The following is a 13,439-nucleotide window of genomic DNA, read 5'->3' as shown; positions in this document are numbered from 1 at the left end:
CCCAGCCCCCGAGCCGGGCGGTCGAAGGGGGCCCACCCCCTGGAAGGACGGGACGGGACGGGTAGGGGCGGCGGGGGCGAGACCCGGCCGGCCCGCCCCCACCCCCCCACCGGGGCCGCTCACATACGCGACACGTTCCGCTCGTACACCAACCGCAGCCCCACCAGCGTCAGCCACGGCTCATGCTCGTCGATCACCGACGACTCCCCCAGCACCATCGGCGCCAACCCCCCCGTCGCGATCACCGTCACGTCGTCCGGATCGTCCGCCAACTCCCGCGCCATCCGCCCGACCACTCCGTCGACCTGCCCGGCGAACCCGTACACGATGCCCGCCTGCATGGCCTCCACCGTGTTCTTGCCGATCACACTCCGCGGCCGAGCCACCTCGATCTTCCGCAGCTGCGCGCCCTTGACGCCCAGCGCCTCCACGGAGATCTCGATACCGGGGGCGATCACCCCGCCCACGTACTCCCCGCGCGCGGACACCGCGTCGAAGGTCGTCGCCGTACCGAAGTCGACGACGATCGCCGGCCCCCCGAACAGCTCGACGGCGGCGACCGCGTTGATGATCCGGTCCGCGCCGACCTCCTTGGGGTTGTCGGTGAGGATCGGCACTCCCGTCTTCACCCCCGGCTCCACCAGCACCGCCGGCACATCGCCGTAGTACCGCCGGGTGACCTCGCGCAGCTCGTGCAGCACGCTCGGCACGGTCGCGCAGATCGCGATCCCGTCGATGCCGTCGCCCAGCTCGTCGCCGAGCAGCGGGTGCATGCCCATCAGGCCCTGGAGGAGCACCGCCAGCTCGTCCGCGGTACGGCGCGCGTCCGTGGAGATGCGCCAGTGCTCGACGATGTCCTCGCCGTCGAAGAGCCCGAGGACGGTGTGCGTGTTGCCGACGTCGATCGTGAGCAGCATGGGGTCACTCCGCCTCGCGCAGGTCCAGGCCGATGTCCAGGATCGGCGAGGAGTGGGTGAGGGCGCCGACGGCCAGGAAGTCCACGCCGGTCTCGGCGTACGCCCGCGCGTTGTGGAGCGTGAGCCGCCCGGACGCCTCAAGGAGCGCGCGCCCGTCGACGATCGCGACGGCCTCCTCGCACTCCCCCGGCGTGAAGTTGTCCAGCAGGATCAGGTCGGCGCCCGCGTCGACGACCTCGCGCAGCTGGTGCAGGGTGTCGACCTCGACCTCGATGGCCAGCTCCGGGAACATCTCCCGGACCGCCTTGAAGGCCTGGCCGACGCCGCCGGCGGCGACCACGTGGTTGTCCTTGACCAGCGCCGCGTCGGAGAGCGACATGCGGTGGTTGACGCCACCGCCGCTGCGCACCGCGAACTTCTCCAGCGACCTGAGTCCCGGGGTGGTCTTGCGGGTGTCCCGCACGCGGGTCCGCGTGCCCTCCAGGGCGTCCGCCCACGCGCGCGTGGCGGTCGCGATGCCGGACAGCCGGTTCAGGATGTTCAGCGCGCTGCGCTCGGCGGTGAGCAGGTCGCGGGTGCGGGTGGTGATCGAGAGCAGCTTCTGCCCGGCCTCGACCCGGTCGCCGTCCTCGACGTGCCGCTCGACCTCGAACTCGTCGGCGCAGACCACCGAGACCACGGCCTCGGCGACCCGCAGGCCCGCCACGACCCCGGCCTCGCGGGCGACGAAGTCGCCGGTGGCGACGGCGTCCTCGGGGATGGTCGCGACGGTCGTCACGTCCACGCCGCCCGCGAGGTCCTCCTGGATGGCCACGTTGGCGATGTCCTCGACCTCCACGGGGTCGAGTCCGGCGGCGGCCAGCAGCTCGGCGAGCGCGGGGTCGAGCCCGCACTCCAGGTACTCCTCGTCGCCCTCGGCGCCACAGGCACAGCCGTCGCCGCAGCCGCCGCCGTCGGCGAGGGGAAGGTCGTTGGTGCTCACGTCTGTCACTGCTCCTGGTGTGGCTGGTGCGGCCGGGTAGGGGGGAAGTCTGCGGTGTCGGTGGTGCGCACGGCCAGTGAACGGTCCGGATTCAGCCGTACGACGATGTGGCGGCCCCAGGTGGCGTCGTCACGGTCGGCGTGGTCCTCGCGCCAGTGGCAGCCGCGGGTCTCCTCGCGGCGGCGGGCCGCCTCGACGAGCACGCGCGCGACGCACAGGAGGTTGGTGGCCTCCCAGGTGTCGACGCCCGGCTCGGCGGTCTTGCCGTTCTCGGCCAGGGCGTCACGGGCGTCCGTGTGCAGCCGCTGGAGTTGTTCGGCGGCCCTGGCCAGGGACTCCTCGGAGCGCAGCACGCCGGCGCCCTCGGTCATTGTCCGCTGGATGGCGAAGCGCGTCTCGGCGGCGAGCAGCGGGTGCGCGGGCTTCTCGGGGTGCGGGACCGGTGCGGGCACCCGCGCGTGCAGGCCGTGCTCCGCGCGGGCCGCGGTGATGTCGGCGGCGATGCGCTCGGCGTAGACGAGGCCTTCGAGAAGGGAGTTGGAGGCGAGCCGGTTCGCGCCGTGCACGCCGGTGCAGGCGACCTCGCCGCACGCGTAGAGCCCGGGGACGGTCGTGCGCCCCCGCGCGTCGGTGCGCACGCCGCCGGAGGCGTAGTGGGCGGCGGGGGCGATCGGGATGGGCTCGGTGACCGGGTCGATGCCGTGGGCCCGGCAGGCGGCCAGGATGGTCGGGAAGCGGTGTTCCCACATGTCGGCGCCGAAGTGCCGGGCGTCCAGGTACATGTGCTCGGCGCCCTGCTCCAGCATCCGGCGCAGGATCCCCTTGGCGACGATGTCCCGGGGCGCCAGTTCGGCCAGTTCGTGCTGGCCCACCATGAAGCGCGTGCCGTCCGCGTCGACCAGGTGGGCGCCCTCGCCGCGCACCGCCTCGGAGACCAGCGGCTGCTGGCCCTCGGCGTCGGGGCCGAGGAACAGCACGGTCGGGTGGAACTGCACGAATTCCAGGTCGCTGACCTCCGCACCCGCGCGCAGGGCCAGCGCCACGCCGTCGCCGGTCGACACCGAGGGGTTGGTGGTCGCGGAGAACACCTGGCCCATGCCGCCGGTGGCGAGGACGACCGCGGGAGCGTGCACGGCGCCCACGCCGTCGTGCTGTCCCTCGCCCATGACGTGCAGGGTGACACCGGCCGTGCGGCCCTCGGCGTCGGTCAGCAGGTCGAGGACGAGCGCGTTCTCGATGGCGCGCAGCCCGCGTGCGCGGACCGCTTCGACCAGGGCCCGGGACACCTCGGCGCCGGTGGCGTCTCCGCCCGCGTGCGCGATCCGGCGCCGGTGGTGGCCGCCCTCACGGGTGAGGTCGAGTCCGCCCTCGGACGACTCGTCGAAGATGGCGCCGGTGTCGATGAGCCGCCGTACCGCGCCGGGGCCCTCGGTGACGAGGATCCGTACCGCCTCCTCGTCGCACAGGCCGGCGCCGGCCACCAGGGTGTCCGCGAGGTGCTGTTCGGGGGTGTCGCCCTCGCCGAGGGCCGCGGCGATGCCGCCCTGCGCCCAGCGCGTGGAGCCGTCGTCCAGGCGGGCCTTGGTGACGACGACGGTGGTGAGCCCGGCGGCCTGGCATCGCAGGGCCGCGGTCAGCCCGGCCACCCCGGACCCCACGACGACCACGTCGGCGGAGATGCTCCACCCCGGCGCGGGCGCGTGCAGTCGTATGCCTGTGGTGGTGCCAGTGCTGTTGCCTGTGCTGGTCACGAGGCGGCTCCGAGGGTTCCGAAGGTGAGCGGGAGGTTGTCGATCAGCCGGGTCGTCCCGACCCGGGCGGCGACGGCGAGGACGGCCTCTCCGGTGAAGTCGTCGTCGATCTCGGTGAAGTCGGAGGGGTCGACCAGGGCGAGGTAGTCCAGTTCGACCGGCGGGTCGTAGTGGGCGGCCTCGTCCAGGACCTGGCGGGCGGCCGCGCGGACCGCGGCGGCGGCGTTCGGCACGGCCTTGGCGACGGCGTGCGCGTCGGCGGCCGCGCGGGACTCGCCTATGGCGCTGAGCGCCTCGGCGCGCGCCCGCGTGGAGGGCACCTCGAGCGCCCGCGCGCGCAGCGCCTCCTGGGCCGCGTGCCGGTCGCGGCCGGCGAACAGCGCGCGGGACAGCGCGAGCGCGCTGCGCCGCTCGTCGGCTGACAGGTAGCGGTTGCGGCTGGACAGCGCGAGCCCGTCGGCCTCGCGCACGGTCGGCACGCCGACGATCTCGACGCCGAAGTTCAGGTCCCGGACCATGCGCCGGATCACGGCCAGCTGCTGGGCGTCCTTCTGCCCGAACAGGGCCGCGTCGGGCCGGGTGAGGTGCAGCAGCTTCGCGACGACGGTGCAGACGCCGTCGAAGTGGCCGGGGCGGGAGGCGCCCTCCAGGAGCGCGCCCATCGGTCCCGCGGTGACCCGCACCTGGGGCTGCCCACCCGGGTAGACCTCGTCGACCGAGGGGGCGAAGACCGCGTCGGCGCCCGCCTGTTCGGCGATCTTGAGGTCGGCGTCCAGGGTGCGCGGATAGCGGTCGAGGTCCTCGCCGGCGCCGAACTGGAGCGGGTTGACGAAGACCGTGACGACGACCTCGCCGTCCGGGCCCGCGATCTCGCGCGCGGCGCGGATCAGGGTGGCGTGGCCCTCGTGCAGGGCGCCCATGGTCATCACGACGGCGCGGCGTCCGTGCCGCACGCGCGCGTGCAGTTCCTCGGCGGTGCGCAGCAGGGCGGTGCTCATCGCGGGTTCCCCTCGGTGCCGTTGGTGCCGGTCGGGCCGGTGCCGCCGGTGGAGCCGCCGGCGAGGACGACGAGCAGGTCCTCGGCGAGCTCCGGCTTCAGCAGGCCGTGCGCGAGCGCCCGGTCGGCCGTCGCGCGGGCCATCGCCAGGTAGCCGTCGACGGCCTGTGGTGCGTGCCTGCGCAACTCCGTGACGTGCGCGGCGACGGTGCCCGCGTCCCCGCGGGCGACCGGCCCGGTCAGGGCCGCGTCACCGGAGCGCAGGGCGTTGTCCAGGGCGGCGCCGAGCAGCGGGCCGAGCATCCGGTCGGGGGCCTCGACACCGGCGGTGCGCAGCAGCTCCATGGACTGGGCGACCAGGGTGACCAGGTGGTTGGCGCCCAGGGCGAGGGCCGCGTGGTAGAGCGGGCGGTTCTCCTCGGAGATCCACTCCGGTTCGCCGCCCATCTCGATGACCAGGGCCTCGGCCGCCAGCCGCAGCTCCTCGGGCGCGGTCACCCCGAACGAGCAGCCCGCCAGCCGCTGCACGTCCACCGGGGTCCCGGTGAAGGTCATCGCCGGGTGCAGGGCCAGTGGCAGCGCGCCCGCGCGCAGGGCCGGGTCCAGGACCCGCGCGCCGTACCGCCCGGAGGTGTGCACGAGCAGCTGACCGGGACGTACGGCGCCGGTCTCGGCGAGGCCGGCGACCAGGCCGGGCAGCGCGTCGTCGGGGACGGTCAGCAGGACCAGGTCGGCGCGCTGGAGCACCTCGGCGGGGGCCACCAGCGGGACGTCGGGCAGCATCGCCTCGGCGCGCCGCCGGGAGGTGTCGGAGACGCCCGAGACGGCCACCGGGCGGTGCCCGGCGAGCTGCAGGGACGCGGCCAGCGCGGGACCCACCCGGCCGGCGCCGACGACACCGACGGTGAGCCGCGCGGGGCGGTCGCTGGGGTCTGGCTGTTGGACTGTACTCACGCGAGGGTGGCCTTCCCGTTCCAGTCCGCTCTGGGTACCGGACGATTTCTCGTCATGTTAACGCTATCCGGTCCGGGCCCGATCGGTTGTCCACAGGCTGTGGGTGACCGGTCACATCGGCGGAGCGGAAAATCCGGGTGCCCCCGGCCTCCCCGCCACGGCATCATCCACGGCATGAGTGACACGGCGACGCCCCAGGACGAGCAGCCGGCCGAACCCCGGTCGGCCGACGAGCAGCTGCGGGAGCGGCGCGCAGCCGCCTACCGGAAGGCCGACCGCGTCCTCGCGCGCCTGGGCCTGCGGGCCCCGCTGCGCGAGCGCCTGGCCCGGCTCCAGGAGGGGGCGCCCGAGGTGTACGACCTCGACGAGCCGGCGGACATCTACGGCAATGGCGTCGTCGAGGCCCTGGAGGGGCGCGTCGCGGCCCTGCTGAGCACGGAGGCAGCCGCGTTCTTCCCGACCGGCACGATGGCCCAGCAGGTCGCCCTGCGCTGCTGGGCGGGCCGGACCGGCAACCCCACGGTCGCCCTGCACGCCCTCGCCCATCCCGAGGTGCACGAGCGCGCCGCCCTGCGCGAGGTGGCCGGTCTGCGCACCGTGCGCGTCACCGGCGAGCCCCGGCTGCCCACCGCCCAGGAGATACGCGACCTCGCGGAACCCTTCGGGACGCTGATGCTGGAGCTGCCCCTGCGGGACGCCGGTTTCCTGCTGCCCACCTGGGCGGAGCTGTCGGAGCTGGTGGAGGCGGCGCGGGAGCGCGACGCCGTGGTGCACTTCGACGGCGCGCGCCTGTGGGAGTCCACCGTCCACCTCGGGCGGTCCCTGCCCGAGATCGCGGATCTGGCGGACAGCGTCTACGTGTCGTTCTACAAGTCCCTCGACGGCTTCGGCGGCGCCGCGCTGGCCGGCCCCAAGTCCCTGGTCGAGGAGGCGAAGACCTGGCGCCACCGCTACGGCGGCCTGGTCTTCCAGCAGTTCCCGACCGCCCTGGCGGCCCTCGTAGGCCTGGAGCGCGAGCTGCCCCGCCTCCCGGACTACGTCCGCCACGCGCGCGTGGTCGCCGCGGCCCTGCGCGAGGGCTTCGCAGAGGCGGGCGTGCCCTGGTCCCGCGTCCACCCCGGGCAACCGCACACCCACCAGTTCCAGGTCTGGCTGCCGTACGAGCCCCGCACCCTGATGGAGGCGGCGGCGAGCCAGGCCGAGCAGACCGGCACGTACCTCTTCCCGGACGCATGGCAGGCCCAGGGCCCCGGCCTGTCCATGACCGAGGTCACGGTGACGGGGGCAGGCCTGGAATGGACCGCCGAGGACGTGAGAACAGCGACCACGGACTTCGTGACCCGGCTCCCCACACCCGCCCCTTAGAGGCAACGCCCTGCCACTGCAACAGCCCCTTCAGTGCAACGCCCCTTCGGTGCAGCGCCCTTCAGGGGCGCGGGGAACCGCGCGAGCAACCACACGACACCCGCACCCGCCACCCAACAGCACCAGGCACCCTCCTGGGCGCCCGGCCCCACCTCACCCCTCACCCCTCACCCGTATCCGCCCCCCGCCCGCACCAGCCCCGTCTCATAGGCCAGCACAACCACCTGCACGCGGTCCCGAAGCCCCAGCTTCGTCAGGATGCGGCCCACATGCGTCTTCACGGTCGCCTCGGACAGCACCAGCCGGCCCGCGATCTCGCCGTTCGACAGGCCCTGGGCGACCAGCACCATCACCTCGCGCTCACGGTCGGTGAGCCGGTCCAGTTCCTCGTGCCGTGGCTCCTTGCCGGCGGACGGCAGCATCGGCGCGAAACGGTCGAGCAGCCGCCGGGTGGTGGAGGGCGCGACGACGGCGTCGCCGCTGTGCACGGAGCGGATGGCGGCCAGCAGCTCGCCCGGCGGCACGTCCTTGAGCATGAAGCCGGAGGCGCCCGCCTTCAGCCCCGAGAAGGCGTACTCGTCCAGGTCGAAGGTGGTCAGGATGAGCACCTTGGGCGCGTCGGGCTCCGCGCAGATGCGCCGGGTGGCCTCCACGCCGTCCAGCTTGGGCATGCGCACGTCCATGAGGACGACGTCCACGGCGGTGGCTCTCAGCACCTGGAGGGCCTCGACGCCGTCGCCCGCCTCCGCGACGACCTCCATGTCCGGCTGGGCCGCGAGCACCATCCGGAACCCGGTGCGCAGCAGCACCTGGTCGTCGACGAGCATCACGCGGATCGTCATCGGGTCCTCTTCCGTTTCCGTCTTTGTCCGTCTGTCAGCGGATTCCCGGGGATTCTCCGGGGGGCGTGACAGGTGTCAGCCGGGGGCGTGCGTCTGCGTCAGTGCGCCGGTTTGAGCGGGAGCAGGGCGCTGATGCGGAATCCTCCGCCAGGGCGGGGGCCCGCGTCGAGGGTGCCGCCCACCATGCCGACGCGTTCGCGCATGCCGATCAGGCCGTGTCCCTGGCCGTCGGCGCCGCCGTCCTCGTACATCTCGTGCGGGGCGCCCTTGCCGTCGTCCTCCACCAGCAGGCCGAGTCCGTCGTCGAAGTACACCAGCCGCACGCTGGCGCCCGTGTTGGGGCCGCCGTGCTTGCGGGTGTTGGTGAGCGCCTCCTGCACGATCCGGTACGCCGTGAGTTCGACGCCGCTGGGCAGCGGGCGCGGGGTGCCCTCGACCTTGAAGTCGACGGGCAGGCCGGAGCTGCGGCACTGCTCGACGAGCTCGTCGATCTGCTCGACGTCGGGCTGCGGGACGTACTCGCCGGCCTCCTGGTGCTCCCCGGTGCGCAGCACGCCCAGCAGGCGGCGCATCTCGGCGAGGGCCTGGCGGCCGGTGGAGGAGATCGTCTCCAGGGCCTTCTTGGCCTGGTCGGGGGCGGCGTCGAGGACGTAGGCGGCGCCGTCGGCCTGGACCACCATCACGGACACGTTGTGCGCGACCACGTCGTGCAGCTCGCGCGCGATCCGGGCGCGCTCGGCGGCGACCGCGACCTTGGCCTGCGCCTCGCGCTCCTTCTCCAGCCGGGCGGCGCGCTCCTCGAGCTGCTCGAAGTAGGCGCGGCGGGTGCGCATGGAGTCGCCGAGCACCCAGGCGAGCACGAACGGCACCGTCTGGAACAGCACGATCGCGAGGTGCCCCGCGAGGCTCGCCTCCTTCTGCGGCCACCGGATCTGCGCCAGGGGTGCCGCGCACAGCCCGGCGTAGAGGCCGAACCGGGACGCCCAGCGCGCGCCGACGGCGGCGTTCGTGCAGACGATCACCAGCATGGCGAAGTTGGCGACGGTGGTCTCCACGTCCAGCACCAGCTGGGCCAGGCCGGTGGCCCCGGCCAGCAGCAGCATCGGCTCCGGGAAGCGACGGCGCAGCGCGACGACGACGCTCATCACCACGGACACGGCCAGCATGGCGGCCCTGGGTCCGTGGTGTCCCTGGTTCGCCCCGAGCTTCCAGGCGCTCGCGGCGGAGATCCCGAACAGGACGACGGCCCAGAAGCTGTCGACCCATGTCGGGTGCCTGCGGAGGAAGTCATAGAGGCGCTGCACGTAACCCAGCGTAGGGAAGCGTGATAGGTGCAGGGGTCAACCGGAGGGCCGATCCCTGTTCCGCACGCGTACTCCGCAAGGTGGAGAAGGTGATCACCTGTGCGCCTAGTCTGGGCCGGTGACGGATGAGGCGACGCGAGAGACGGCCGACGACGCACGTGGCTGGCGTGCGGCCACCGAGGCGGCCCTGTACGGCCCCGGCGGCTTCTACCGCCGCCCGGAGGGCCCGGCCGGCCACTTCCGTACGTCGGTGCACGCGTCACCGCTGTTCGCCGAGGCCGTGGCCGAGCTGCTGTGCCGGGTGGACGAGGCCCTGGGCCGCCCCGAGACGCTGGACTTCGTCGACATGGGCGCCGGCCGGGGCGAGCTGGTCGCCGGGGTGCTCGCGGCGCTGCCCGCGGACGTGGCGGCACGCACGCGTGCGTACGCCGTGGAACTCGCCGACCGCCCGCCTGGCCTGCCCGACCGGATCACCTGGCTGACCGAGCTCCCCCGCACGGTCACCGGGCTCCTCTTCGCCAACGAGTGGCTGGACAACGTGCCCGTCGACGTCGCCGAGGTGGACGCGGCCGGGGTGACCCGGCTGGTGCTGGTCCGCCCGGACGGCGCCGAGCTGCTCGGCGAGCAGGTGCCGGACGCGGACGCGCGGTGGCTCGCTCAGTGGTGGCCGCTCGGTGCGGAGCCGGGACTGCGGGCGGAGATCGGGCTGCCCCGGGACCGGGCCTGGGCGTCCGCCGTCACCAGCCTCCAGCGGGGGCTCGCGGTGGCCGTGGACTATGCGCACACCCTGGCCACGCGCCCCCCGTTCGGGACGCTGACCGGCTTCCGCGCGGGACGGGCCACGGCACCCGTGCCGGACGGGGCGTGCGACATCACCGCGCACGTCGCGCTGGACGCGTGCGCAGCGCTCGACCCGGCGCTCAGGCTGCCCGACGCGCTGTTGTGCACCCAACGCGAGGCTCTGCGCGCCCTCGGCCTGACCGGCGCACGCCCTCCGCTCACGCTCGCCTCCACGCACCCCGCCGGATACGTGCGGGCCCTCGCGACCGCGGGAGAGGCCGCCGAACTCACCGCCCCCGGCGGCCTGGGCGACTTCCTCTGGCTGCTCCAGCCGGTGGGCCTCAAGGACGCGCTGCTCCAGACGCTCCGTCGGAGAGGCGGCGATGTGCCGTCTGCCCACTGACCGCCCTTATTTGTCGATGTCGCCCACCACGAAGAACATCGACCCGAGGATCGCGACCATGTCCGCCACCAGCGTTCCCGGCAGCAACTCGGTCAGGGCCTGGATGTTGTTGTAGGAGGCGGAGCGCAGTTTCAGCCGGTACGGGGTCTTCTCGCCCTTGCTGACGAGGTAGTAGCCGTTGATGCCCAGCGGGTTCTCGGTCCAGGCGTAGGTGTGGCCCTCGGGCGCCTTGAGGACCTTCGGCAGCCGCTGGTTGATCGGTCCCGGCGGCAGGTCGGCGAGACGGTCCAGGCAGACGTCGGCCAGGTCCAGGGCGTTGTGGGTCTGCTCCAGGAGGCACTCGAAGCGGGCCAGGCAGTCGCCCTCGGCGCGGGTGACGACCTTCAGGGTGTCCTGGAGCTCGCCGTAGGCCAGGTAGGGCTCGTCGCGGCGCAGGTCGAAGTCGACGCCCGAGGCGCGCGCGATGGGCCCGCTCACGCCATAAGCGTGCACGGCCTCCGGGGTGAGGGTGCCGACGCCGCGGGTGCGGCCGCGGAAGATCTCGTTGCCGAGGACCAGGTCGTCGAAGACGTCCGTCCGGGAGCGCACGGCGGAGACGGCGGCACGCGCGCGTGCGGTCCAGCCGGCCGGCAGGTCCTCCTTGAGGCCGCCGACGCGGTTGAACATGTAGTGCATGCGGCCGCCGGAGACCTCCTCCATGACGTTCTGCAGCACCTCGCGCTCGCGGAACGCGTAGAAGACCGGGGTGATCCCGCCGAGCTCCAGCGGATAGGAGCCGAGGAACATCAGGTGGTTGAGGACCCGGTTCAGTTCGGCGAGCAGGGTGCGCGTCCACACCGCGCGGACGGGCACCTCCATGCCGAGCATGCGCTCCACGGCGAGGACCACGCCCAGCTCGTTGGAGAAGGCCGACAGCCAGTCGTGCCGGTTGGCGAGCATGATGATCTGCCGGTAGTCGCGGGCCTCGAAGAGTTTCTCCGCACCGCGGTGCATGTAGCCGATCACCGGTTCCGCGGCGACGATCCGCTCGCCGTCCAGCACCAGCCGCAGCCGCAGCACGCCGTGCGTGGAGGGGTGCTGGGGGCCGATGTTGAGCACCATGTCGGTGCTCTCCGCGGCGCCGCCGATCCCGACCGTGGTCCGGGTCGTAGGAGTCATGGCCCCAGTCTCTCCTACGTACGCTGGCCTCATGGAGACGGGGAGCCCGGCCGACGCCGGGACGAAGGGGACCGAACCGGTCTGGACGGGGCTGCCGCCCGGTCTGCTGCGGATGCGCCGGCTGCTGCTGGTGGTCTGGCTGGGGCTGGCCGCCCTGGCCGTGGGGCTGCTGCTCGGCCTGCTGGCGGGCCCGGAGTGGGCGGCGTGCGCGCTGCTGCCACTGGCCGCGCTGGCCTGGGGGTGGGTCCTGCTGGGCCGCAACTGGCGGTCCTGGCGGTACGCCGAGCGCGCCGACGACCTGCTGATCACCCGCGGGGTGCTGTGGCGCGAGGAGACCGTGGTGCCGTACGGACGGATGCAGCTGGTGGAGGTGACCTCGGGGCCCGTCGAGCGGCACTTCGGGCTCGCCAGCGTGCAGCTGCACACCGCGGCCGCGGCCACCGACGCGACGATCCCCGGCCTCGACCCGGCCGAGGCGGAGCGGTTGCGCGACCGGCTCACCGAGCTCGGCGAGGCCCGATCGGCGGGGCTGTGACCGCGCCGGGCGTCGAGAGCACCGTGGGGGCGGGCAAGGCCGAGGGCGAGCGGCGGCTGCACCCGGTGACGCCGTTCCGGCGGGCGTGGGCTCCGGTCGCGGTGCTCACCGGCTGGGCGGTGCACGACCCGAACCAGGCGCAGGAGCAGCTGACGAAGCTGACCACGACCATGGTCCTGGGCGGGCTCGCCGCCCTGGTCACGGCGGGGGCCCTCTACGGCTTCCTCACCTGGTGGTTCACCTACTTCTCGGTGACCGACAGCGAACTGCGCATACGCACCGGCCTGTTGTTCCGGCGCACCGCGCACATCCGGCTGGAGCGGATCCAGGCCGTCGACGTCACCCAGCCGCTCCTCGCGCGCGTGGCGGGCGTCGCCAAGCTGCGCATAGACGTCGTCGGCACCGAGAAGAAGGACGAACTGGCCTTCCTGGGCCAGGGCGAGGCGCGCCGGCTCCGCGCGGAGCTGCTGGCGCGGGCCGCCGGGTTCGCGCCCGAGACCGCGCACGAGGTCGGGGAGGCGCCGGCGCACGAACTGATGCGCGTGCCCCCGAACAAGCTCGCGGTGTCGATCCTGCTGACGGGCGCCACCTGGGGCTCGCTGGCCGCCGCCCTGGTCGCCCCGCCGTTCCTCTGGCTGGCCACCCACAGCGTGTGGACGGTCCTCGCCACCGCCGTGCCGCTGCTCGGCGCGGCGGCGACGACGAGTGTGGGGCGGTTCGTCGGCGAGTACGACTGGACGGTGGGCGAGTCCCCGGACGGACTGCGCATCGACCACGGGCTGCTCGACCGCACGCACGAGACGGTGCCGCCGGGGCGGGTGCAGACCGTGCGGATCGTGGAGCCGCTGATGTGGCGGCCGCTGCGCTGGGTGCGGGTGGAACTGGACGTGGCCGGGTCGGCGAACTCGGTGCTGGTGCCGGTCGCTCCGCGTGCGGTCGCCGAGTCGGTCGTCGCGCGCGTGCTGCCCGGTGTGACGGTGCCGGGCGAGCTGCGGCGGCCGCCGGGGCGGGCCCGCTGGTGCGTACCGCTGTGGTGGCGCGGGTACGGACTCGCGGTCACCGACGCGGTGTTCGCGGCGCGGCACGGGCTGCTCCGCCGGCGCCTGGCACTGGTCCCGCACGCCAAGGTCCAGAGCGTACGGCTGACCCAGGGGCCCTGGGGGCGGCTGTGGCGGCTCGCGGACGTCCATGTGGACACGGGGGCCGACAAGACGGTGACGGCGCGGCTGCGGGGCGCCGAGGAGGCGGCGGTGCTGTTGCGGGAGCAGGCCGAGCGGAGCCGGACGGGGCGCCGCAGCGCGCCGCCGGACCGCTGGATGGCCTGACGGCCGGTGTGCCGGGGGCGGCGGGCGGCGGGCGGTGGTGGTCGGTGCGGCTGCGTGGGGCTGAGCGCGCAGTTCCCCGCGCCCCTTGAGGGGCGCTGCACCAGGCGCCCCCGAAGGGGCGCGGGG

At 73.9% G+C, this 13,439-nt stretch carries 12 protein-coding genes; 4 read left to right on the top strand and 8 right to left on the bottom strand.

All coding sequences use genetic code 11. The features are described from left to right. Nucleotides 1-119: 119 nt before the first annotated feature. From AB0M11_RS39565 to AB0M11_RS39545, 5 genes are read right to left on the bottom strand one after another with little or no spacing between them, the layout of a single operon-like run. Complete coding sequence (locus tag AB0M11_RS39565) at nucleotides 120-917, bottom strand: type III pantothenate kinase (RefSeq protein ID WP_089099902.1); 798 nt, start codon at nucleotides 915-917, stop codon at nucleotides 120-122. Between the two features lie 4 nt (nucleotides 918-921). Continuing rightward, a complete protein-coding gene (gene nadC / locus AB0M11_RS39560; RefSeq protein WP_365713490.1) occupies nucleotides 922-1,899 on the bottom strand; it encodes a carboxylating nicotinate-nucleotide diphosphorylase in 978 nt (325 codons plus the stop codon). Nucleotides 1,900-1,904: 5 nt separating this feature from the next. Next, on the bottom strand, nucleotides 1,905-3,650 hold the full coding sequence (locus AB0M11_RS39555; RefSeq protein WP_365713487.1) for an L-aspartate oxidase: 1,746 nt from the start codon (nucleotides 3,648-3,650) through the stop codon (nucleotides 1,905-1,907). Next, nucleotides 3,647-4,648 carry a pantoate--beta-alanine ligase gene (gene panC / locus AB0M11_RS39550; RefSeq protein WP_365713485.1) on the bottom strand — a complete coding sequence of 334 codons (1,002 nt, stop codon included), beginning with the start codon at nucleotides 4,646-4,648 and terminating at the stop codon, nucleotides 3,647-3,649. Before panC ends, AB0M11_RS39555 begins: the two co-directional genes overlap by 4 nt. Next, complete coding sequence (locus tag AB0M11_RS39545) at nucleotides 4,645-5,601, bottom strand: DUF2520 domain-containing protein (RefSeq protein WP_365713483.1); 957 nt, start codon at nucleotides 5,599-5,601, stop codon at nucleotides 4,645-4,647. Before AB0M11_RS39545 ends, panC begins: the two co-directional genes overlap by 4 nt. 174 nt (nucleotides 5,602-5,775) lie before the next feature. On the opposite strand from AB0M11_RS39545, the gene AB0M11_RS39540 reads away from it, so the two are divergent. After that, nucleotides 5,776-6,966 (top strand): beta-eliminating lyase-related protein, encoded by a 1,191-nt coding sequence (locus AB0M11_RS39540; protein WP_365713481.1) that lies wholly within the window; start codon nucleotides 5,776-5,778, stop codon nucleotides 6,964-6,966. Between the two features lie 167 nt (nucleotides 6,967-7,133). On the opposite strand, the gene AB0M11_RS39535 is transcribed toward AB0M11_RS39540, so the two are convergent. Both AB0M11_RS39535 and AB0M11_RS39530 read right to left on the bottom strand, forming a co-directional pair. After that, the gene (locus AB0M11_RS39535) at nucleotides 7,134-7,808 is read right to left on the bottom strand and encodes a response regulator transcription factor (RefSeq protein WP_365713479.1); all 675 of its coding nucleotides are present in this window, start codon (nucleotides 7,806-7,808) and stop codon (nucleotides 7,134-7,136) included. A gap of 98 nt (nucleotides 7,809-7,906) precedes the next feature. Next, nucleotides 7,907-9,112, bottom strand: coding sequence for a sensor histidine kinase (locus AB0M11_RS39530; protein ID WP_365713477.1), 1,206 nt, complete (start codon nucleotides 9,110-9,112; stop codon nucleotides 7,907-7,909). 118 nt (nucleotides 9,113-9,230) lie between these two features. Between AB0M11_RS39530 and AB0M11_RS39525 the strand changes: the two genes are divergently transcribed. Continuing rightward, entirely contained in the window at nucleotides 9,231-10,295 is a 1,065-nt protein-coding gene (locus AB0M11_RS39525; RefSeq protein WP_365713475.1) for an SAM-dependent methyltransferase, read from the top strand. A 6-nt stretch (nucleotides 10,296-10,301) separates the two neighbouring features. On the opposite strand, the gene AB0M11_RS39520 is transcribed toward AB0M11_RS39525, so the two are convergent. Continuing rightward, complete coding sequence (locus AB0M11_RS39520; RefSeq protein WP_365713473.1) at nucleotides 10,302-11,453, bottom strand: NADH-quinone oxidoreductase subunit D; 1,152 nt, start codon at nucleotides 11,451-11,453, stop codon at nucleotides 10,302-10,304. Between the two features lie 31 nt (nucleotides 11,454-11,484). Here AB0M11_RS39520 and AB0M11_RS39515 point away from each other — a divergent pair, with 31 nt between their 5' ends. Both AB0M11_RS39515 and AB0M11_RS39510 read left to right on the top strand, forming a co-directional pair. After that, on the top strand, nucleotides 11,485-11,988 hold the full coding sequence (locus AB0M11_RS39515) for a PH domain-containing protein (protein ID WP_365713471.1): 504 nt from the start codon (nucleotides 11,485-11,487) through the stop codon (nucleotides 11,986-11,988). Continuing rightward, the gene (locus AB0M11_RS39510; RefSeq protein WP_365713469.1) at nucleotides 11,985-13,313 is read left to right on the top strand and encodes a PH domain-containing protein; all 1,329 of its coding nucleotides are present in this window, start codon (nucleotides 11,985-11,987) and stop codon (nucleotides 13,311-13,313) included. The genes AB0M11_RS39515 and AB0M11_RS39510 overlap by 4 nt, the downstream gene beginning before the upstream one ends. Nucleotides 13,314-13,439 lie beyond the last annotated feature (126 nt).

It is taken from the genome of Streptomyces sp. NPDC051987 (genome assembly GCF_040680735.1).
Taxonomy (GTDB): domain Bacteria; phylum Actinomycetota; class Actinomycetes; order Streptomycetales; family Streptomycetaceae; genus Streptomyces.
The sequence above is the reverse complement of the archived record's forward strand: the minus strand, read 5'-3'. Positions and strand labels throughout refer to the sequence as shown.

Excerpts from the sequence above, each read along its gene's own strand:
- AB0M11_RS39535 (WP_365713479.1), bottom strand. The coding sequence starts at position 7,808 with ATGACGATCCGCGTGATGCTCGTCGACGACCAGGTGCTGCTGCGCACC.
- AB0M11_RS39565 (WP_089099902.1), bottom strand. The coding sequence starts at position 917 with ATGCTGCTCACGATCGACGTCGGCAACACGCACACCGTCCTCGGGCTC.
- AB0M11_RS39520 (WP_365713473.1), bottom strand. The coding sequence starts at position 11,453 with ATGACTCCTACGACCCGGACCACGGTCGGGATCGGCGGCGCCGCGGAG.
- AB0M11_RS39540 (WP_365713481.1), top strand. The coding sequence starts at position 5,776 with ATGAGTGACACGGCGACGCCCCAGGACGAGCAGCCGGCCGAACCCCGG.
- panC (WP_365713485.1), bottom strand. The coding sequence starts at position 4,648 with ATGAGCACCGCCCTGCTGCGCACCGCCGAGGAACTGCACGCGCGCGTG.
- AB0M11_RS39515 (WP_365713471.1), top strand. The coding sequence starts at position 11,485 with ATGGAGACGGGGAGCCCGGCCGACGCCGGGACGAAGGGGACCGAACCG.